This is a genomic window from Butyrivibrio sp. WCE2006 (assembly GCF_000701985.1).
Classification (GTDB): Bacteria; Bacillota; Clostridia; order Lachnospirales; family Lachnospiraceae; genus Butyrivibrio.
Genome location: NZ_JNKH01000015.1, coordinates 44,218 through 66,158, shown reverse-complemented (window position 1 = coordinate 66,158; position 21,941 = coordinate 44,218). Strand labels below are relative to the sequence as shown.

14 protein-coding genes and 1 other RNA gene are annotated in these 21,941 nt (G+C 40.0%); 13 read left to right on the top strand and 2 right to left on the bottom strand.

The window, feature by feature from the left end:
- Positions 1–64: 64 nt before the first annotated feature.
- The 6 genes from T501_RS11235 to T501_RS11205 all read left to right on the top strand — a co-directional run bounded on the left by T501_RS11235 (position 65) and on the right by T501_RS11205 (position 9,534).
- Positions 65–442, top strand: a complete 378-nt coding sequence (locus tag T501_RS11235; RefSeq protein WP_242845517.1) for a GntR family transcriptional regulator — start codon at positions 65–67, stop codon at positions 440–442.
- Entirely contained in the window at positions 439–1,341 is a 903-nt protein-coding gene (locus tag T501_RS11230; protein ID WP_026510052.1) for an ABC transporter ATP-binding protein, read from the top strand. Before T501_RS11235 ends, T501_RS11230 begins: the two co-directional genes overlap by 4 nt.
- The gene (locus T501_RS11225; protein WP_044914857.1) at positions 1,316–3,628 is read left to right on the top strand and encodes a DUF6449 domain-containing protein; all 2,313 of its coding nucleotides are present in this window, start codon (positions 1,316–1,318) and stop codon (positions 3,626–3,628) included. Before T501_RS11230 ends, T501_RS11225 begins: the two co-directional genes overlap by 26 nt.
- Before the next feature lie 298 nt (positions 3,629–3,926).
- Positions 3,927–6,386, top strand: a complete 2,460-nt coding sequence (locus tag T501_RS20275) for an EAL domain-containing protein (protein WP_197027952.1) — start codon at positions 3,927–3,929, stop codon at positions 6,384–6,386.
- 209 nt (positions 6,387–6,595) lie between these two features.
- Positions 6,596–8,623, top strand: coding sequence for a methyl-accepting chemotaxis protein (locus T501_RS11210; RefSeq protein WP_050008269.1), 2,028 nt, complete (start codon positions 6,596–6,598; stop codon positions 8,621–8,623).
- Between the two features lie 251 nt (positions 8,624–8,874).
- Positions 8,875–9,534, top strand: coding sequence for a flagellin (locus T501_RS11205; RefSeq protein ID WP_197027951.1), 660 nt, complete (start codon positions 8,875–8,877; stop codon positions 9,532–9,534).
- Here the strand turns inward: T501_RS11205 and T501_RS11200 are convergent.
- Positions 9,531–10,646: an FAD:protein FMN transferase gene (locus tag T501_RS11200; RefSeq protein WP_050008268.1), complete on the bottom strand. Its 1,116-nt coding sequence runs from the start codon at positions 10,644–10,646 to the stop codon at positions 9,531–9,533. The genes T501_RS11205 and T501_RS11200 overlap by 4 nt on opposite strands.
- A complete protein-coding gene (locus T501_RS11195; RefSeq protein WP_044914854.1) occupies positions 10,643–11,437 on the bottom strand; it encodes a hypothetical protein in 795 nt (264 codons plus the stop codon). The genes T501_RS11200 and T501_RS11195 overlap by 4 nt, the downstream gene beginning before the upstream one ends.
- Positions 11,438–11,658: 221 nt before the next feature.
- Between T501_RS11195 and thrC the strand changes: the two genes are divergently transcribed.
- The 7 genes from thrC (at position 11,659) to T501_RS11165 (ending at position 21,864) form a co-directional block, all read left to right on the top strand.
- On the top strand, positions 11,659–13,143 hold the full coding sequence (thrC, locus tag T501_RS11190; protein ID WP_026510047.1) for a threonine synthase: 1,485 nt from the start codon (positions 11,659–11,661) through the stop codon (positions 13,141–13,143).
- 164 nt (positions 13,144–13,307) lie between these two features.
- A complete protein-coding gene (locus T501_RS11185; protein WP_044914853.1) occupies positions 13,308–14,687 on the top strand; it encodes a citrate/2-methylcitrate synthase in 1,380 nt (459 codons plus the stop codon).
- Positions 14,688–14,761: 74 nt separating this feature from the next.
- Positions 14,762–16,579 (top strand): aminopeptidase P family protein, encoded by a 1,818-nt coding sequence (locus tag T501_RS11180; protein ID WP_044914851.1) that lies wholly within the window; start codon positions 14,762–14,764, stop codon positions 16,577–16,579.
- Between the two features lie 180 nt (positions 16,580–16,759).
- Positions 16,760–16,969: non-coding RNA, 6S RNA (ssrS, locus tag T501_RS20820), on the top strand.
- A 188-nt stretch (positions 16,970–17,157) separates the two neighbouring features.
- Positions 17,158–18,387 carry an EAL and HDOD domain-containing protein gene (locus tag T501_RS11175; RefSeq protein ID WP_026510044.1) on the top strand — a complete coding sequence of 410 codons (1,230 nt, stop codon included), beginning with the start codon at positions 17,158–17,160 and terminating at the stop codon, positions 18,385–18,387.
- Positions 18,388–18,577: 190 nt separating this feature from the next.
- Positions 18,578–19,879: an aspartate aminotransferase type Ic gene (locus T501_RS11170; RefSeq protein ID WP_026510043.1), complete on the top strand. Its 1,302-nt coding sequence runs from the start codon at positions 18,578–18,580 to the stop codon at positions 19,877–19,879.
- On the top strand, positions 19,876–21,864 hold the full coding sequence (locus T501_RS11165) for a YgiQ family radical SAM protein (RefSeq protein WP_081843127.1): 1,989 nt from the start codon (positions 19,876–19,878) through the stop codon (positions 21,862–21,864). Before T501_RS11170 ends, T501_RS11165 begins: the two co-directional genes overlap by 4 nt.
- Positions 21,865–21,941: the final 77 nt, after the last annotated feature.

The window sequence follows — 21,941 nt, the reverse complement described above, 5'->3', positions numbered from 1 at the left end:
AGGTGTATGGTATATTATCCTAAGTGTACTAGATGACATAGTACACTAAGAACAGGAGGGGAAAATGCTGATAGAAATCGATTACAGAGACAAAAGACCCCTGTATGAGCAGATATCAGGCAAGCTTGAAGAGCTGATATTATGCGGTGTAATAGGTGCAGGGGAAGCATTACCTTCTGTAAGATCACTGGCGATGGATTTATCAATCAACCCCAATACAATTCAAAAGGCATATGATGCACTGGAACAAAAGGGCATGTGCTATTCGGTTACCGGGAGAGGAAGATTTGCGGCAGCAGCCGATGAAGTGCTTCCGGTAAAAAAGAAGGAGTTCTTCGATGAGCTTTTAGGGGTAATCGTAAAGGCATCTAAGGTCGGGATTACAGAAAAGGAAATTACAGACTTTATTCATGAAGAGTTTGTAAAAGGAGGGAACGTATGATAAAGGCGACAAATCTGTCAAAAAGATTTGACGATATTCAGGCGATAGCCGGAATCGATCTCACCATTGAGGATGGTCAGGTGTTTGGCCTTGTGGGGACAAATGGTGCAGGTAAAAGTACATTTTTAAGAATAGCGGCAGGAATACTTAAGCCGGATACAGGAAACGTCACAATAGATGGAAGACCTGTCTATGAGAATCCTGAAATAAAGAGGGAACTATTCTATATTTCTGATGACACGGCATTTTTCCCAAATACGACACCTGTGGAAATGGCTACTTTCTATAGCAGAATTTATCCGGGGTACAATATGGGGAGATTTGATTACCTCATGAGTAACTTTGGACTTGAAAAAAACAGAAAGATAAAGACATTTTCAAAGGGAATGAAAAAGCAGTTATCCATTATACTTGGCATTGTGGCAGGCACCAGATATCTGTATTGCGATGAGACCTTTGACGGCCTTGATCCGGTGATGAGACAGGCTGTGAAGAGTCTTTTTATAGGAGATATGAGCTCCAGGAATTTTACACCTGTGATTGCCTCCCACAACCTTAGAGAACTAGAGGATATATGCGATACAGTAGGACTTCTTCACAAAGGAGGAATACTCCTTTCAAAGAACCTTGATGAAGCAAAGTCTGATATACACAAGCTTCAGTGTGTCTTTAGGGATGAGGAGAGCCAGAAAAGAATTGAGGATAAGCTTTGTGTTCTGACAAAAGAGAATCGCGGAAGACTTGTGACTATGACCATTCGCGGTCAGGAGGAGGATATAGGCGATGCACTGAGAGCAGAAAATCCGATCTTTATGGAAATACTGCCATTGTCTCTTGAAGAGATATTTATCAGTGAAACGGGGGTAGAAGGATATGACATCAAGAAAATTATTTGCTGATCTGCTTAAAGAGCAATCAAAGAGGCGTCTTTGGCCGATAGCATTATCAATAGCAGCAAATTTCTTCGCTCAAATAGTATATACCATGATTATCTTCGGGCATTACAAACAGAGACTTGAGAATGAGTCAACTAACTTAAGTGACATAAGGATAAACTTTTACAATGACGTTGCAGGTCTTGGAAACGGACCGGTTATATTCATATTATTTGTGTTGGCATTTATTTTGGCAATTCAGGGGTATTCATATCTTTTTGATTCCAGGCAGATGGATCTTTATTACTCACTGCCAGTCAAAAGACAGCAGCTTTTTGATGTGAATAACCTATGCGGAATTCTTATATTTGCTGTTCCATATCTTATATGCAACATGATTACCGTAATAATGGGACTGGTGAAGGGATATGCTACCTGGAATACCATTCTTTTGTATCCAGCGTCCGCTCTTGTTGTAGTTATCATGTTTATTATGTGTTATGAAATCTGCTGCCTTGCGGCTGTTTTGACTGGTCACATAGTTGTAGCTGCACTTGGATGCGCTATGTTTTTCTTTTTTGGACCGGTAAGCTCGGTAGTATACGAAATACTTAAGGATACTTTTTTATCCAGTTACTGGAGTGACTCATCAAGTATTGATGCGTATACAAGATGGACTCCTATTACTCTGGTTCTGAGAACAATAGAAAGATTCCATGGGGATTCTCAGCATGAGATTGCATTTTATACCTTTGATGCCGCGCTCGGTATGTTAATGATTGTCATTCTGGCGATAGGATGCTTTGTTCTCTCAAGGGTTCTTGTGAAAATGAGACCTGCAGAGGCAGCAGGTAAGGCTATGGCGTTCAATATCACAAAGCCGGTACTTAAGATCATCGTTTCTGTTGTAGGCGCGATTGGAGCCGGACTGATGATTTATTTTATAGGCTATTCAAGAAGTTTTGGAATGCTGATCTTTGGTATGATCTGCGGACTTGTCGTAATCCATGTTGTGATAGAGACCATATACGAATTTGATTTTAAGGCGTGTCTTAAACACAGAGGAACACTTCTTGGAAGTGCCGTAATTTCATCACTTATATTCATTGGTTTCATTTTCGATATATTTGGATACGAAACATGGCAGCCTATGCCATCAAGGGTTGAAAGTGTTGCTATTGCTGAAAACTTTACATATCCCAACATCATAGCACCCTCTGAAAAGGTGACTGATGGAGTAGATAACGTAACGTTCTACAACAGTACTGCTTCAGGAATGGAATATGCTTTATGCCATATGAAGCTTACTGACCTTGATAAGGTGGAAAAGCTTACAGTACAAGGTGCAATAGAAGCTAAAAAAAGCCATAAAGATGCGATAAAGTACAGACTTTTTAGCCCTGATTATATTTACTATGATTTTAATGAATATGATGATACTGTTGATAGTCCTTCATATGAATATATTACAGTACAGTGGAACTTAAAGAACGGTAAAAGGGTAAGACGACAGTATAAATTAAATAAGAATGATCAGGAGTTATTTGCGATATATAGAGATTTATATGATTCTGAGGAATATAAGCTTGGAAAGTTCCCTGTTACCGGAATTAGTGAGGGTGAAATTGATGGATTAAACGGACAGAGCCTCAGTGGTAGTTTTGAGCAGAAGTTAAGCAAAGAGGATATGGATGAATTCATTAAAATCTACACCAATGAACTTATGGCCCAGTCCTTGGATGATTTAAGTAAGCAAACGCCAACGATAATGATCAATGGATCTAAGGCTACAGGTAATAAGCTGTACTATGAATACTACAACAAGTACAATTTTTATGTATTTCCATCATTTACCGGTACTATAGCTTTTCTGGAACAGCATAATATCCCGACATCCTGGTGGAATGGCAACGACGATATGGATAAAGTCACCATAGAGGTTGATCAGTGGGATGAGGAAAAAGAGCAGAACATTCATGGAGAATGGAGCAGTAATGATAGAAATGAAATTCAGGCTGTGACAAGTAACTGTATTCCGGATGAATTGTTTAATGCCACAGGGCTTTATGACTATGCTGATATTACTCAAAAGGGCTGGGATAACGTATATTTTTCATATAATAGCAAGACAACGTCCGACGGGGAATATGTTTATCTTTTGAATTCCGAAAATCTACCGGAGAAATTAAAGGCTATCTGTTTTAGCGATGATATTGAAAAAAAAAGTGATGCTGCCGTAACTGATGGGGTATCAAACGCTGGCTATAATGAAAGCGCATCCGGATGGATAAAATGTGTCTCAAACGGTTGATGATCGTTTTGGACCAGGCTCTTTCGAAGCGAGGGGGTGTCCTGCAGAAAGGCAGGATGCTTGAACAATTTTTCTTAATGCGTTCAAGAAGTCATAGATTCCTGTTTTTCCTCAGAAAAACGGGAATCGTATTGGACCAGGTCCTCGCGAAGCGAGGGGCGTGTCCTGCCGAAGGCAGGATTTTTGTGGGCGATTTCCGCTTTTGCCCACAAAAAGTCATATCTTAAAAATATATAAACTTTCCGAATATTCTGTAAAGTCAACACTTTTAAGCGATAAATCGGCTAAAATGTATTTTATGGAACCCTTGGAAAATTATATTATCAACAATATAGATAGAGCGATCGAACAAGGCTGGATAGAGGCATTTTTCCAGCCTGTTGTCCGTGCTCTTACGAAGAAATTATGCGGTGTGGAGGCTCTTGCAAGATGGAATGATCCCGATTGGGGGATGCTTCCGCCTGCATTATTTGTAAAACCGCTGGAGGATAGTCAGCTTATTTATAAGCTTGATTGTCATATGGTTAGTATTGTCTGCAGTACGCTGGACCGCGAGTTAAAAAAAGGGAATCCAATTGTACCTGTATCTATTAATTTTTCCCGTCTCGATTTTGTAAAGTGCGATATCTTTGAACTGGTTGAATCTGAGACATCTAAATATGATATTCCAAGAGATTATATACATATTGAAATTACTGAAAGTATCTTCGCCACAGACGAGGGATTTTTACTTGACGTTATAAATAAGTTCAGAAGAGTGGGCTATGAGATTTGGATGGATGATTTCGGAAGCGGATACTCCACCTTAAATCTTCTCAAAGACTACGATTTTGACATGCTGAAAATGGACATGAATTTTCTGACTTCATTTACTGAAAAGTCCAAGGCTATTATGCGTTCCACCATAACAATGGCTAAGGAAATCGGAATCAAGACCCTCGCTGAAGGTGTTGAAACTTCTGAACAGTTCCAGTTTTTGCAGAACATTGGGTGTGAGCAGCTGCAGGGCTTCTATTTTGGAAGACCTGAAAAATACGAAGATATGCTTGAGCATCTTAAGGAAAAAAGAATCGATATCGAAATGAGACAATGGCGGCACTTTTATGACGTCGCCGGATCAAGTGTAATTGATACCGATATTCCCCTTGAAATCATTGAAGATGACGGGGAGAATTTTCATACACTTTTCATGAACAGGGCATATATTGGGCAGGTTCTTCACGACTATGATATTGACCTCAGTGAGATAGACAGACGCATCTATCACACTGCGTCGCCGCTGCTTAAAAAATACAGAGAGTTCGCCAATATTACTGAGAACAGTTCCAATATTGAAACCTTCTATTACACGGACAATGGGAATTACCTGAGGTTCAGGGCAAAGTGTCTGGTTAAGCATAATGGTCATGCGATTATCAAAGGCTCAATCATGAACATAACCATGGATCAGAATAATACTGAGCGTAACATGCTGGATTCAAAACTAAGGGATCTTAATCTTCTGTTTGAAGTGGTTGACCTGATCAATATCGGAGATAATCTCGTTGCGCCTCTTCTTGGAAGATTTAAGTACATAAATAATGATTCTTATGTAAATTCTGACCTTAAATCAATTATTCAGATTTTTGCAAATGATGTTGTCTATTCGGCTGAAAAGAATGATTTTACGGATTTCATGAATCTATCAACACTTCCCAAAAGGGTTGAGGAGAGCAGCAAAGGATATATAGAAAAAATATTCAGAATAAAGCAATCAGATGGTTCCTACAGGAGAAAGAATGTCATAGTGATGTCTGTTCCGGGGACCGGTGGGAACGAATTCCTGGTTTGCTATAAGTCGATTCCCATGGAGGTATCCAGAGTTCTGGATGGACTTACAGCATCGGCAAGGTTACTTGTTGATAAATATCTTGCAGATTCCGGAGCAATTACCTATTCAGAGCTTTGGGATAATATTATATGGGCTTCTTCTGTTAAATTCTTCTGGAAGGATAAGAACAGGAGATTTCTTGGAGCCAGCCAGTCATTCCTGGACTATTACGGATTTAAATCCATAGAGGAAATTGTCGGAAAGACAGATGAGGATATGGGGTGGCATATTGATGGTGAGTCTTATAAAAGTGATGAAGAGGATGTTTTAAACGAAGGCAAGATGATAATCGATGCTCAGGGACAATGTATTGTGTCAGGAGTTGTTCACGACATTGTATGCCAGAAGATGCCTGTTTATAGAAATGGGGAGATTATAGGTCTGATTGGATTTTTCCAGGATAAGGAAGAAGAATTATACAGGCTTGAAAATATCGCAATACCAAATAATATTGATCCGCTTACAAAACTAATGAATGCGAAGGCATTTATGCTTTGCCTTCTGGACTATGCAGGTGAGTATCTTGATAAGGGAAAGAACTATGGGCTGATAATCGTAAGAAATGCCAGCTATTCCAGAGTTTTAAGTACTTACGGAAAAGATACAGCCGAAAAATCCCTTGTCAGAATGTGTCAGAAGATCACAGAGGTTGTAGGTCGCAACTGTGCAGTTGGAAGAATTAAGGAGAGCTATTTTGGTATTCTTACTTTTATCAAGACCAGAGAAGCTTTGGATTATCTTGCAAAACAGATAAAAGAGGCAATAGAGACGATAATTGAAATAGATGGCAACAGCATTACCATAAATGCAAAGGTTGCTACAGCGCTTAGGTCTGATGAAAATGTAACTGATGAGAAAATATATGAGATTGTGATCAGTAATTTGTAAGTTTTATTATTTATCTGAAATCTACTGAGCATATCTGAGCGGATTTTCGCAAGAGATTAAGATAATTACAGAGAAAATATTAAAATTTGATTTTGTTTTTTATAAAAAACTTATAAAGATTAAATGCTTATTTAATCAATAAACGATGCCATAGTGATATCATTATATTGATATTTTGATAATTAGTTATCATTAGGAGGTATCAGTTTATGGCCAATATAAGTTCAGAAAAAAGACAGATCAAACATATTAGTGCGCAACTTTTACTGGTTCTTATTCCAATGATTGTCGTTGCACTGGCTTTTATTACGATTTTTATTGCATTCAGGGCAAAAAGCGTAATAGTAGATGAGGCGACAAATGGTCTTTCGCAGGAAGCTAAGGCAAATTCTGAAGAAATTGCAGCAACCATGAACGGAATCAAGAATTATTATGATGGTCTTGCTGATGTTATTGAATCATCAAAATATGAGGATGCCTCCGGAATCAAAGCAGTTCTTGCAACCGGAATGAAGAAGTATCCAAATGAAGTAAGTGATGTATATCTGGCATTTGGAAGAGAGCTATTCGTTGATGGTGGGGATTGGGTACCTGATGCTGATTATGATCCCACAACACGAGCATGGTATAAGAATGGATCAGCGTCCAGAACCGTAGTCCTCGGACCTCCTTCAGTTGACTTGACCACAGGTCAGATGGTTGTATGTGGCTCCCGTGTTGTAAATATGATTGATGGAATGAGTGGCGTTATGTCCACAGATATAGTTCTGTCCGGTGTTTCTGAAAAATCAAGCGCATTTAAGCCTTTGAGAACAGGCTCAACCATGCTGTTTGATGGCTCAATAATGGTTGGCTCACCTTCTCCTGATCAGATTGGAAAAGATGTAAGTGAATTTTCAAATGATGGTTTCATTCAGGAAGTCGCTAAGATTGTCGAGGCAGGTGGAACATCAGATATTCAGCATATTAAAGGTACTGACGGAAAAACTTATTACGTATCCTTTGATCCCGTAGATGGAACAACATGGCAGCTTGTTTCATTTGTAGCTGAGGGCGATATTCTTGCTCCTCTTTACAATTTCATATTAATAAGTGCGATTATCGCAGTTATAATGATCGTGGTAATGGCTGTTGTAATGCTTCAGGTTATCAATAGTATGATCACAAAACCGGTAAGTGCACTTACAAGCAATATTACAAGAATTGCACAGGGCGACTTCACTGTTGATATTAAAAAGGGTAAGGATAATGATAACGAGATTGGCGTAATGAACTCTAATATGTTCGAGTATGTTCAGCAGATGAGAGATACGCTTACCCAGCTTAGAAATGTTACGGAACAGCTTGCAGATGAGGCTGCAAATTCTAAAAATGCATCCAGTGATCTTAATTTACAGGCAGATGAGCAGAGCAAGGCAATGCAGCAGATTCAGGGTGCTATGGATGATATGGCTGATGCAGTTACAGAGCTTGCCAATCAGGCCACAACTCTTGCACAGGAGGTAAGTAATCTTACAGATAAGAGTAACCAGACAAGAGAAACTATGGAAAGTCTTGTTACCAAGGCAAGAGACGGACAGAGAGATATGGAAGTTGTTCAGACCGGTATGAGCGGTATTGCAAATTCCATGGAAGATATGAACAGAGTAGTTGGAGACGTTGGAGAATCTGCTGATAAGATCAATTCCATAATAGAGATCATCAACTCCATCGCTTCACAAACGAACCTCCTTTCACTGAATGCTTCAATTGAAGCAGCAAGAGCAGGTGATGCAGGTAAAGGCTTTGCTGTTGTTGCTACTGAAATCGGACAGCTTGCAAATAACAGTGCTGAGTCTACCACTCAGATTGCTGCAATTATTAAGGATATTACTGCACAAATAAAAGAATTGTCAGATAAGTCCCAGGCAAACATGAATGAGATAAGCGCTAATATGGATGCTGTAAATACAGCTGGTGCGACTTTTGAAGAGATATTTAAGAGTCTGGATGAAACCAGTGATATTGTAGGTGAGATGATTGCCAAGGTAGGAAATGTTGATGAGATAGCTACATCCATGGCGGCTATTTCTGAGGAACAGTCTGCAAGTACTCAGGAAGTAAGTGCAACCACAACCCACCTTACATCAAGTGCCGAGCTGGTTGCTGAGAATTCAAAGGGTGTCGATACCAGTGCGACAGCTGTTTCAGACTCTTCTGACAAAATCGAGACACTTATTAGTGGATTTAAGGTTTGATGTCTATTTTATACAATTAAATAGCTGACTAGTCATAAAAATTTTAACTATTTACAAAATTGACTGAAAATGTTATAGTCAAGATAACTATAAGAATATACTGCTCTGAGTGGCAGAGATTTAGGAAGGATCCTAAGTGTGTCTTTTAGACAAAAGGCATGCCAGCAGCTATTAATGGTGGGGACCGGAGATTAGGCTGCGGCGCGAAAATGGATTTATCCTTATTCACGGAGGAAGAAAGGAGCGCAATTATGATAGGAGGAATAGGAAGTAACAGTTTTAATAATTATTCCTATGGGAAGATCGCCAGTGGCAATAAGCTTCCGAGAGCTGCAGATGGTGCAGCGGAGCTTGCTATAAGTCAGAAGCTTGAAAAAGAGCAGAGGACCGCTGGAGTTTTGGTCAGAAACGGACAGGACAACGTCAACAGACAGAATATCAGTGACGGCGTTCTTGACGGAGTAACCGATTATCTGCAGAGCATGCGTGAGAATGTTGTATATGCTAAAAATGACACTTTGTCAGATAGCGAGCGCGGCGACATCTCCAATGCTAATTCTCAGTTAATGAAGGGAATTGGCCAACAACTTAATTCTTCACAGATGAAGTCACTTGGACTTGATAATGTCGATGTTAATGACATCGACTCCATCGACAGCGCATTAAAGAGCGTTAACGATGCAAGAGGCCAGGTAGGCGCAGTAACAAATGGACTTGAAGCTGATGTGAGCTACAATTCCATAGCAAAAGAGAATCTCTTAAGTGCACAGAGCAGCATAGCAGATACAGATATTGCTCAGGAGATAACTGAGCTCAAGAAGACTCAGCTACTTGATACATATCGTATGCAGATGCAGAATAAGCAGATGGAAGATGAAGAGCAGAGAAGTAATATGAACCTTATGCTTTAAGGGTTAAGTCCCGGGAATCCGTCTGAATAAACAACTTCATATTTGTCTGTTATAAACAGAACGTAAGTATTAGGGATGGAATCTATGAGATCCATCCCTTTTTCTACGCCAAGGGACAGGCAGATTGTAGACAGAGCATCACCGTCAGCAGACGAGTCTGAGACAATGGTTGCACTGTAGACGTTGTTCCTTACAGGGAACCCTGTGGCAGTGTTTAGAATATGGTGGTAGAGTATTCCGTTCTTCTCAAAATAGCGATCATATATTCCGGAAGTTACCACTGATTTATCCTTTAAAGATAAAGTGAGCATGGATTCGGAAGCTTCGCCAAAAGGCCTTTGTATGCCTACATTATATGACGCTCCGTTAGCAGGTTTTCCTCCTACAAGCAGGACATTTCCGCCTAAATTGATAATGCCGTTTCTTACTCCTTTTTCCTTATAGAATTCTTTTAACTTGTCTGCTATATAACCCTTGGCAATACCGCCAAGATCAATCTTTGACTCAGGGTCCAGAAGGCGGGCATAATATTTTCCGTCTTCTTTCGTAAGCTTTATATTTTTGTAATCAACATGAAGGAGATCCTTTTCAACTACGTTATGGTCAGGGAGCTGTCTTCCTGAATCTGCATGAAAATCCCAAAGATCCGTAATTTTACCAATTGTGGGATCGAAGGCGCCATTAGACAGTTCTGCATAATAGAGCGCCTTGCTTAATAAATCATATGTTGAATAGTCTATTTCGACTGAATTGCCAAAGGAATGGTTGATATTCCAGATATCACTATGCTTTTTTTGAGTAGAGAACAATTTTTCATAGTGATCGCATTGTAAAAGACACTCATCCAAAAAAGACAGACATCTTTCAGAAGCGTCAGCATTTTTTGTGAAAAATGGGGAATCATTGGACAAAAAGTCTTTATTGTAGGCGGTAAGCGTGATAACGGTATCAAAATAAAAGCCTACTTTCTGATTAGACTCTCCTGTAGAGGCGACAGCGCACCCTGAAACCTGTATGCATAAAAATACTATAGTTAAAATAATAATTGCCCACAGATAACTGCGGGCATAAGCTCTTATTGAATACATATTATGTCCCTGAAAACAGATCATCCGGTCAGCTTCATTATTTTAGGAGAAATCTTAATACATGAGTAAAGATCTGCGTACTGCGAAGCTGTAAGATCCTCAATATAATTCAGCATGTAGTTTTTATCTATGCCATTCTTTTTTAGAATATCTGCAGCCTTGTTGTAGGCTATGGCTGCTTCGTTCTCAGTGTTGTATTTTCCTACAACATAATCACCGTTTACATGAATGACAGTTTTATATTTCTGGAATCCGCGCTCTGCGTATTGGCGGACACCGTGATATCTGTTTAATACTTCAATATTTTCGTAGCGAAGATCATTGGCATTGCCGTTGGCAAAGCGGTAGTCACGACCCTCAACCGCATAACTTCTTATACCATATCTGCTGAGGATACTTATCTGTGAACCATAATCAGCCACAAATAAATGAGAACCCCTTTTCATAATCTTGTGTGATGAATAATAAAACAGATCATCAATATCGAATATGAGCATGTGGTTTGGTGAGAGATAGTAAAAGAAGTACTTTTTTTCAAGATAGATCGGCGTAGGAATATACAGCCCCTTGTCTCTGAAATTGATCAGGACAACGCACTTTTCAAAAGAAAGCGATTTTTCCTTCTCATAGGATGACAGGGTAAAGGAACTGTCCGAAAGAATGTCCTGCGCCTGCGAATATGCATCCCCGGCATGCTGTGCATCAGAGAAGGAACCCAGTGCGATATGTTTCCCCTTGAAAGTAATTGAAGCCCTATAGGACTTCGTCCCATCCTTCAAACTTGTTTCATACACTCCCGCAACTTTGTTTGCCATTTTAAGTTTACCCCCATAAGCTTAAAATCAATAGTTCCGAAAGCGGTGTTTATAATTATTTATGTATTTATATGCAATTATGTGGTATACTTTGTACTCAAAGTATAGTTTTTTATCATAAGAAAAACATCAAACTACTCATCAGTGAAGAGTTGTCTTATAACTATTCTATCATATCAACAGCAATGCGGAAATAAGAAAAAACGGAGGAGTCTAGCAACATGAACGTTATGTATTCAAGCACCAGAGGTGATAAGCAGAAGGTAACAGCTTCCCAGGCTATTTTGAAGGGACTTGCAGCAGATGGAGGACTATTTGTTCCTGATAGTATTCCGAAGCTTGACAAGAGCCTTTCAGAGTTTAAGGAGATGGACTATCGTGAGACAGCTTATCAGGTTATGAAGCTTTTGCTTTCTGATTTTACGGAAGAAGAGCTGAGATATTGTATAGATCATGCATATGACTCTAAATTCGATACAGAAGAGATGGCACCTATGACTGAAGCTGACGGTGCATTTTATCTTGAGCTATATCACGGAAAGACAATTGCATTCAAGGATATGGCACTTTCAATCCTTCCATATTTAATGACAACTGCAGCAAAGAAGAACAACATCAAAAATGAGATCGTAATTCTTACTGCTACCAGCGGTGACACAGGAAAGGCTGCACTTGCAGGATTCGCAAATGTTCCCGGAACAAGAATCATGGTTTTCTATCCCAAGAACGGTGTATCACCAATCCAGGAAAAGCAGATGGTTACTCAGGAAGGTGACAACACCTGCGTTATAGGTATCGAGGGTAACTTCGATGATGCTCAGACCGGAGTTAAGAAGATTTTTACAGATCCTGAATTCGCAAAAGAGCTTGATGAAAAAGGATTCCAGTTTTCATCTGCAAATTCCATAAATATCGGACGTCTTGTACCTCAGATTGTTTATTATGTTTATGCATACACAAGACTTCTTAAGGAAGGAAGAATCGCTGAGAATGATGTGATAAATGTAGTTGTTCCCACTGGTAATTTTGGTAATATTCTTGCCGCTTATTATGCAGGAAAGATGGGACTTCCGATAAAGACATTTATCTGTGCATCCAATTCAAACAAGGTTCTGTATGACTTCTTTAAGACAGGCGAATACGACAGAAATCGTGAGTTTATTCTTACAAGCTCACCTTCAATGGATATTCTTATCTCATCAAACCTTGAGCGTCTTATTTATCATATTGCAGGTGATGATGCAGCGAAGGATGCTTCTTATATGAAGCAGCTTACAGAGGATGGAAAGTATGCAATTTCAGACTCTATGAAAAATGCGCTTGAGTGCTTTTATGGCGGTTATGCTACAGAAGATGAGACAGCTAAGACTATACGTGATTTGTTCGAAAAAACAGGATATCTTATAGATACTCATACCGCAGTCGCTTCTTGCGTGTATAATAAATATAGAGAGGAAACCGGGGATAAGACTGTTACGGTAATCGCTTCTACGGCAAGTCCCTACAAGTTTACAAGAAGTGTTATGCAGGCTCTTTCTAAGGACGATGAGAGTCTTGATGATTTCCAGCTTGCGGATAAGCTTTCAGAAGTATCCGGAGTCGAGATTCCCGAGGCTGTTACATCAATTCGTGATGCGGCTGTAAGACATGATAAGGTTGTAGCAAAGGATGCACTTGCTGATGCTGTAAGGGAGTTTTTGAAGTAAAGAGATAAAATACAAAAATATTTACACTGTCTGTCAGCTGTGCTGGCAGATAGTGGGAAAATACAGGAGATGTTTACAGTTAGCGCACGTCCTTTGGGCGCTTACGGTATCAGTATCCGACCGGACTTAGACAGATAAAAAAATAGCATTATATAGGAGGCATTATGGGAAACAAAGACAACGAGAGAAACATTTACTCAGATAACACACCGGAATTAGTCGATCTCGCTAAGGTTGTTGAGGGTGCAGACCGAATAGATCCGGAGCTTTTTACAAAATATGATGTAAAGCGAGGGCTTCGTGATTTAAATGGTAAAGGTGTACTGACCGGTCTAACCAATATCTCCACAATAAATGCAACCAAGGAAGTTAATGGGGAGAGAGTTCCTGCAGATGGAGAGTTATTCTATCGCGGAATTAACGTAAGAGAAATAGTTCATGGAACTGCCAGTAATTCTAAATTCGGCTTTGAAGAAGCAGCTTACCTGCTTTTATTTGGTAAGCTTCCGAATAAAGAGGAACTCCGTGGTTTTACGCAGCTCCTTGGTTTTTACAGGTCTCTTCCTACCGGTTTTGTAAGGGATATCATTATGAAGGCTCCGAGCCGTGACATGATGAATACCTTGTCGCGAAGTGTTCTTACACTTTATTCCTATGATGATCATGCAGATGACGTTTCAATGCCTAATGTACTAAGGCAGAGTCTTCAGATGATAAGTCTTTTCCCTCTTCTTGCAATATATGGATATCAGGCGTATAACCATTACCATGAGGGGAACAGTCTTTTTATTCATCCGCCGAAGGCTGAGCTGTCAACAGCAGAGCATATCCTTTATCTACTCAGGCCCGACAGTAAATATACTGAACTTGAAGCAAGGCTTTTGGATATTTGCCTGATCCTTCATATGGAGCATGGAGGAGGTAACAACTCATCCTTTACAACTCACGTTGTAAGCTCATCGATGACTGACACTTATTCCGTAATTGCTGCGGCCATTGGATCTCTTAAAGGACCTCGTCACGGTGGTGCCAACATAAAGGTTATTCATATGTTTGACCAGATGGAAAAAGAACTTAAGGATTGGACCGATGAGGATGAAGTAAAAGAATACCTTAAAAAGCTTCTTCATAAAGAGGCTTTTGATAAAGCAGGTCTTATTTATGGTGTTGGACATGCTATCTATTCAAAATCTGACCCAAGAGCAGTCCTTCTTAAGGAATACACCATTAAGCTTGCGAAGGAAAAAGGAATGGAAAAAGAGCTGGCACTTTATGAGACAGTTGAAAGGCTTGCTCCGGAGGTCATCAGCAATGAGCGCAAGATGTATAAGGGCGTTAGCATAAACGTGGACTTCTATTCCGGATTTGTTTATAAAATGCTTGAGCTTCCTGAGGAGCTGTTTACTCCTATGTTCGCAATTGCACGTATTGTAGGCTGGAGCGCTCACAGAATGGAAGAGCTTGCTAATAACAGCAAGATAATAAGACCGGCATATATGGCAGTTAGCGATACTCATGAGTATGTGCCGATGGAAGACAGATAAAAAGAACCCCGGGATTGACATCCTAACTGAAAATTTAGACGGATTATGGGTTCTTCAGGAGGATATAAATTTAAATGAATAAAATAATACAGGACAGACTCTCTGCCCTCAGAGCAAAAATGGCAGCAAATGGCATAGATTATTATCTTATGCCGACATCAGACTATCACAATTCTGAGTATTCAGCAGATTTCTTCAAGGCAAGAGAGTATTTCTGTGGATTTACAGGATCCAATGGAACGTTGGTTGTTTCAAAGGATTTCGCAGGAATGTGGACTGATGGAAGATATTTTATACAGGCTGAAAGAGAAATGAAGGGAACCGGTGTTACTCTCTTTAAGATGGGAGAAGATGGGGTTCCGACTATCGCAGAGTATCTTGCAGATAACATGCAGAGCGGACAGGTTCTTGGATTTGATGGAAAGGTAGTGCCTGCAAGAGAAGGCCTTTCCTACGAGAAGAAGCTTAAGAAAAAGCAGGTTAAGATCAAGTATGACAAGGATCTTGCAGGAGAGGTTTGGGAGGACAGACCTCAGCTTCCCTGTAATCCTATTTATGTTCTTCCGGATGAACTTTGCGGAAAATCATTTGCCGAAAAGCTGGCAGATGTAAGAAAAGAGATGGAAAAGGAAAATGCAAATGCATACCTTCTCTGCAAACTTGATGATATATGCTGGCTTACAAATCTTAGAGGCAACGATGTTGAGTGCAATCCTGTTATTCTGAGTTACCTTTTCATAACAAAGAAAAGTGTAAGTATGTTTGTACAGTTTGAAGAGCTTAATGATGAAGTTCGTTCTTACTGTGAGGCAAACGGAATCGAACTTATTGCTTACAACAGAATTATCAACTGGCTTGATGAATATGAATATGACGGCGTTACTCTCTATGATGAGAGAAATGTAAGCTATTCAGTATACAGAACAATCAAGGATAATTCAGAAGATAATTCTGCGACTATCAAAAATATCTATGATCCTACAGAAATGATGAAGGCATGCAAAAATGATACAGAGCTCAAAAATATAAGAGAGGTCTATATCAGAGATTCAGCTGCTCTTACCAGATTTATATATTGGGTTAAGAAGGAAGTTGAGAATGGTGCGGATTTAAATGAATACACAGCTGCCATGCATCTTGATGAGATGAGAGCTCAGCTGCCAGGATTTATTGAGCTTTCATTCCCCACGATCAGTGCTTACAAGGACAATGCGGCAATGATGCATTATGAAGCAACTGAAAGCTCAAATGCTAAACTTGAGCCCAAGAGCTTTTTACTTGTGGATTCCGGCGGAACCTATATGGGAGGTACAACGGATGTCACAAGAACTATAGTGCTTGGACCTCTTACTGAGGATGAGAAGAAGCACTATACTCTTACTGCTGTTGGAATGTTACAGCTTGCAAATGCACATTTTCTTGAGGGATGTAACGGAAGGAACCTGGATATTCTTGCAAGACAGCCACTCTGGAATATCGGTATCGATTACAAGTGCGGAACAGGTCACGGTATCGGTTATATCTTAAATGTACATGAGGGACCTCATAGCATCAGATGGAAGTCAAGATCATCTGAGGATGAAGCTGCTCTGAAGGTAGGTATGATCGTGTCTGATGAGCCCGGTGTTTATAAAGAGGGCGAGCACGGCATAAGAATTGAAAACATCCTTGAGGTTGTAAGCGGTGAGAAGAACAGTGATGGACAATTCCTTGAGTTCAGACACCTCACTTATGTTCCCCTTGACCGTGATGCGATTGATAAAAAGTATTTACAGCCGAGAGAAATAGCAGCAATTGATGATTATCACAAGATGGTTTATGAGACAATTGAACCCCTCATTGAAGAACCTGAGATCAAGGAATGGCTTAAAGAGGCAACAAAGCCTTTATAAAAGAGCTTCATTTTCACATAATGATGAATTGTTTCAGAATTTGGCGCATGTAATGCAGATTACATGCGCTTTCTTCATATATAATTAATAATTTTTCACTGAAAATCTATTGATTTAGGATGTAGCAAGGTTATAATATAATTAAAGAACTGCCAGAGAGCAGTTTATATCGAGCATTGAGCTCGCCTGGGATGTTCGACAACTCCGGTGTAATTTGAACCTACAGTTACTTTAAACGGGACACCTAAATTGCGTGTTCGGCTGTCACGCCTCCGGCCCTGCACATGTGCAGACAAGCTATGGGAGAGGAAGACTAATGACAAAGCTGCGGTAACCCACCTGGCGTTTGCTAGGAGTCAAATAGCCGGAACCGGCATTCTCGGGATTATTAGATTTTTATCCGCCTTATGGGCGGATTATTGTTTTTTTACAGCCTTTATGGCTGTTTTTTTCTTTCTCGTCTTTTATATTTTATTGTTATTTTATTTTCTTTAATTGTTTATACTTTTTTCTGATGATATAATAAATTAACAGACAAAAATTCACGAAATACGAAGTAGTCCGAAAGGAGTAATGAGATGTTAGCTTCATTGATCCCACTTTTTGATGATGAGATGAGAGTTTGCGCTTACTCTGTTTTTGCACAGAGAGATAATCATCTTATGAATCCGCATCTTATGGGAACAGGTTTCCTTGACAATGTGGTCAATATTGTAGGGCTTGATATTGTTGATAGTGTCGGACCGACAGTGCTTTCAGGTGGTAAGGAAGTATTTGTAGAAATCAATAACATCTCACTATTCGCTAATATAGAGGAACAATGTAAAGCTCCGCAAAAAATGATCGTACTTCTTCTCGATAGTACTGTTTTACCTGAGGAGCCTTATCTTACAAGACTTTGGGATTTAAAGGGACAGGGTTATAAGATAGCCATCAGGAAGCTTGCAGGGAATCAGTTTGAAACCTACAAGCCTATCCTTGAGATGTGTGATTATATTCTTCTTGATCACAGGAAGATCAATATCAGAAGTGCGAGAATTTATTTCCAGAGAGCTTATCCTGAATTAAAGCTCTGTGCTGTTGGCGTTGACAGCAAGGACGATTATGAAAGACTTTCCTCTGATGGTGCATACGACCTTTATGAAGGTAATTTCTTCAGAGTTCCTGTTGAGGATTCAGAGAAAACCGTTACACCGCTGAAGGTTACTTATATTGAACTTCTTAATGTTGTTAACAATCCTGACTTTGATCTTCAGGATGCTGCTGATGTAATAGGAAAAGACCCGGCGCTTGTTATTTCATTGCTGGAGATGGTTAATCACCTTACAATCAATTCAGAGATTACTTCCGTAAGACATGCAGCTGCCATGCTTGGACAGAAGGAATTGAAGAGATGGATCAACACAGCTGTAACCAAGGAACTCTGTGCTGATAAGCCCAGTGAGATCATGCGAATTTCCATGGTAAGAGCAAAATTTGCTGAGAATCTGTCTGCTTGTTTTGATCTTAAAGGATTTGCTGCAGAGTTGTTCCTTGCAGGTCTGTTTTCGCTTCTCGACATAATGCTTGATCAGACTATGGAACAGTCACTTAAGCTGGTTCATGTGTCTAAGAAAATCGAGGATGCACTTATTGGTCATAAGGGTGATCTGTGGCCCATATTACAGTTCATGTTTGAATATGAGAATGCTTCCTGGCAGGAGGTTTCAAGACTCATGATTATGGAAAACATCGACATGAACGAAGTGTATAAAGCATATACGGATGCACTTAGATGGTATAGAGACCTGATCGATCCAATAAAATAATGCATTTGCATTTTCTATGAATCCGTTATGGAAATATTATAAATATCAACAAAATTTTAAGCTGGCGTGATACGTCAGCTTTCTTTTTTGATATTGAATTTTCCAAAATGCTTTAAATAGAGAACTTTTATTTCTAATTAATATGTTGTATAATTTTTGCAGTTTAAAGCGAAGTGAGGAGTCTATTATGATTAAGGATTACAAGGAGATGAATAAGCAGGAGCTTGAAAAAGAGCTCGCTAATTTAAAGGCTGAATACAAAAGATTTCAGGACATGGATCTGACACTTAATATGGCAAGAGGTAAGCCGTGCCATGAGCAGCTTGATATTTCAATGGGAATGATGGATACACTTAATTCTGAAGCGGATCTTTCCTGTGAGGATGGAACAGACTGCCGTAATTATGGTGTGCTTGACGGAATCCATGAGGCTAAGGTTCTTATCGGTGCAATGATGGAGAATAAGCCTGAGAATATCATTATTTATGGTAATTCATCACTGAATGTTATGTATGATACCGTATCAAGAGCCTATACACATGGAATTATGGGTAATACACCCTGGTGCAAGCTTGATAAGGTTAAGTTCCTTTGCCCTGTTCCGGGATATGACAGACATTTTGCAATCACTGAATATTTTGGAATAGAGATGATACCTGTTCAGATGACTCCTGATGGACCTGATATGGATGTTGTTGAGAAGCTGGTATCAGAGGATGAGGCAATCAAGGGTATTTGGTGCGTTCCCAAGTATTCAAATCCTCAGGGTTACTCATATTCTGATGAGACCGTTAGAAGATTTGCAAGACTTCGCCCGGCAGCAAGAGATTTCCGCATTTTCTGGGATAATGCATATGGAATTCATCACTTATATGATGATGATCAGGATTACCTCATTGAGATTCTTGAGGAGTGTAAGAAGGCAGGAAGTCCTGATATGGTTTACAAATTCTCATCCACATCCAAGATTACATTCCCCGGAAGTGGTATAGCAGCTATTGCCACATCTCTCAATAACCTTGAAGAGATTAAGGCACAGCTTACTAATCAGACTATCGGACATGACAAGGTTAATCAGCTTCGCCATGTGAGATTCTTTGGCGATATAGATGGTATGAAGGCTCATATGAGAAAGCATGCTGATATTATCAGACCTAAGTTTGAAGCTGTTTTAGAAATTCTTGACAGAGATCTTGCTCCTTATAACATTGGTGAGTGGACAAGACCGAAGGGAGGATATTTCATCAGCTTTGATGCTCCCGAGGGATGTGCCAAAGCCATCGTTGACAGAGCTAAGAAGGCAGGAGTTACAATGACTGGCGCAGGTGCTACATATCCTTACAAGAAAGATCCTAAGGATAGTAACATCAGAATTGCACCTACATATCCTTCACTTGGCGATCTCAGAACAGCTATGGAAATATTTACAGTTTGTGTAAGGCTTGTATATGCAAACAAGCTTCTTGCAGAAATGGATGAGGGTAAGGAATGAATAAGTTTCCTCCATTCAGTAGGGACGATTTAATTGAACGCGGGATAGATCAGCTTGATTTTGTCTACGTGTGCGGAGATGCATATGTTGATCATTCAAGCTTTGGTGCCGCGATAATAACCAGAACACTTGAGGCTCACGGATACAGCGTGGGCCTTATTTGTCAGCCTGATTTTAGAGATGAGAACAGTATAACAGTCCTTGGAACGCCAAGACTGGGATTCCTCGTATCTGCCGGGAATATGGACTCGATGGTGAATCACTATACTGTTGCCGGTAAGCGCAGAAAAACAGATGCTTACAGCCCCGGAGGGGAGATGGGCAGACGCCCGGATTATGCGACAATAGTTTATTGCAATCTGATCCGTAAGGTATATAAGCATGAACCTATAATAATCGGAGGAATCGAAGCGAGTCTGAGAAGACTTGGGCATTATGATTACTGGTCCAATAAAGTCAGGCGCTCAATTCTCCTTGATTCAGGAGCAGATATTATCTCCTATGGTATGGGAGAGATAAGTATTGTGGAAATAGCTGATGCTCTCGCATCCGGAATGGCAGTATCTGATATTACCTATATAAACGGTACTGTTTATAAGACCAGGGATGAAGAGAGTATCTATGAAGCAATCAAACTCCCGTCCTTTGAAGAAATTAAAAGTGATAAGAGAAAATATGCCGAGAGCTTCAGAATCCAGTATAGAAATACCGATCCTTTCAACGGAAAACGTCTGTATGAAACCTATGATGGAAGCCTGTTTGTAGTTCAGAATCCGCCATCAAGACCTCTTACACAGCAGGAATTCGATGACGTATATGAGAGAGAATACTTAAGAGCATGGCATCCTTCGTATGATGCAGCCGGAGGTATTCCTGCATTTGATGAGATTAAATATTCGCTCACTTCCAATAGAGGATGCTTTGGTGAATGTAACTTTTGCGCACTGACTTTCCATCAGGGAAGAATTGTGCAGGGAAGAAGTCATGAATCAATAATTCGTGAAGCCAGGATTTTTACTGAGGAGAAGGATTTTAAAGGATATATTCATGATGTTGGAGGTCCTACTGCCCAGTTTAGAAAGCCTGCCTGCAAAAAACAGATGAAGTTTGGTGCCTGTCCGGATAAGAAGTGCCTTCATCCTGAGGTGTGCAGAAATATGGATGTGGACCACAGTGATTATCTAAGCCTTCTTAAAAAGCTCAGAAATCTCCCGGGAGTTAAGAAAGTATTTGTCAGATCAGGCATAAGGTTTGATTATCTTCTGGCGGATAAGGATGATTCATTTTTAAGAGAGCTTTGCATGCATCACATAAGCGGACAGCTTCGTGTCGCTCCCGAGCATATTTCGGACAATGTACTGGATAAAATGGGTAAGCCTAAAGTTAAGGTATATGACCGCTTTATCGAGAAGTTTGATCGCATAAATGAGCAGATAGGAAAACAGCAATACGCAGTGCCATATCTGATGTCATCCCATCCGGGAAGTACACTTAAGGATGCAATAGCCCTTGCCGAATATCTATGCAAACATAGATTAAGCCCTGAGCAGGTGCAGGATTTTTATCCTACACCCGGAACGGTATCAACCTGCATGTACTACACAGGAATAGATCCAATAACCATGGAACCGGTATATGTTGCAAGGGATCCACATGAGAAGGCAATGCAGAGAGCACTTATTCAGTTCAGAAGACCTGAGAACTATGAACTGGTTAAGGAAGCACTTTTAAGAGAAAACAGAGAGGACCTTATCGGATTTGGCCCTCAGTTTTTGATACCGCCGAGAAAGCCCACTGATAAAGCTTTCGGAAAGAATGCAAATAATAAAAATGACAGGAAAGCACATACCAGGAGCGGCAATATACATGTAAAGGGTGATAAAGTACACGCAAAAGGCGAAAAATCCCATGCAAAAGGTGAGAAGAATACATCTCATAAAGGCGGGGCTAATTCGCAGCGTGGCAGAAATAGAAAGAAAAGATAAAGCTCGTAAAGAACCTCGCTAAGTGGACTTGTATGACTCTAACTAGTGCTATGTACAAAAAAGCCAGCTCTGAGGCT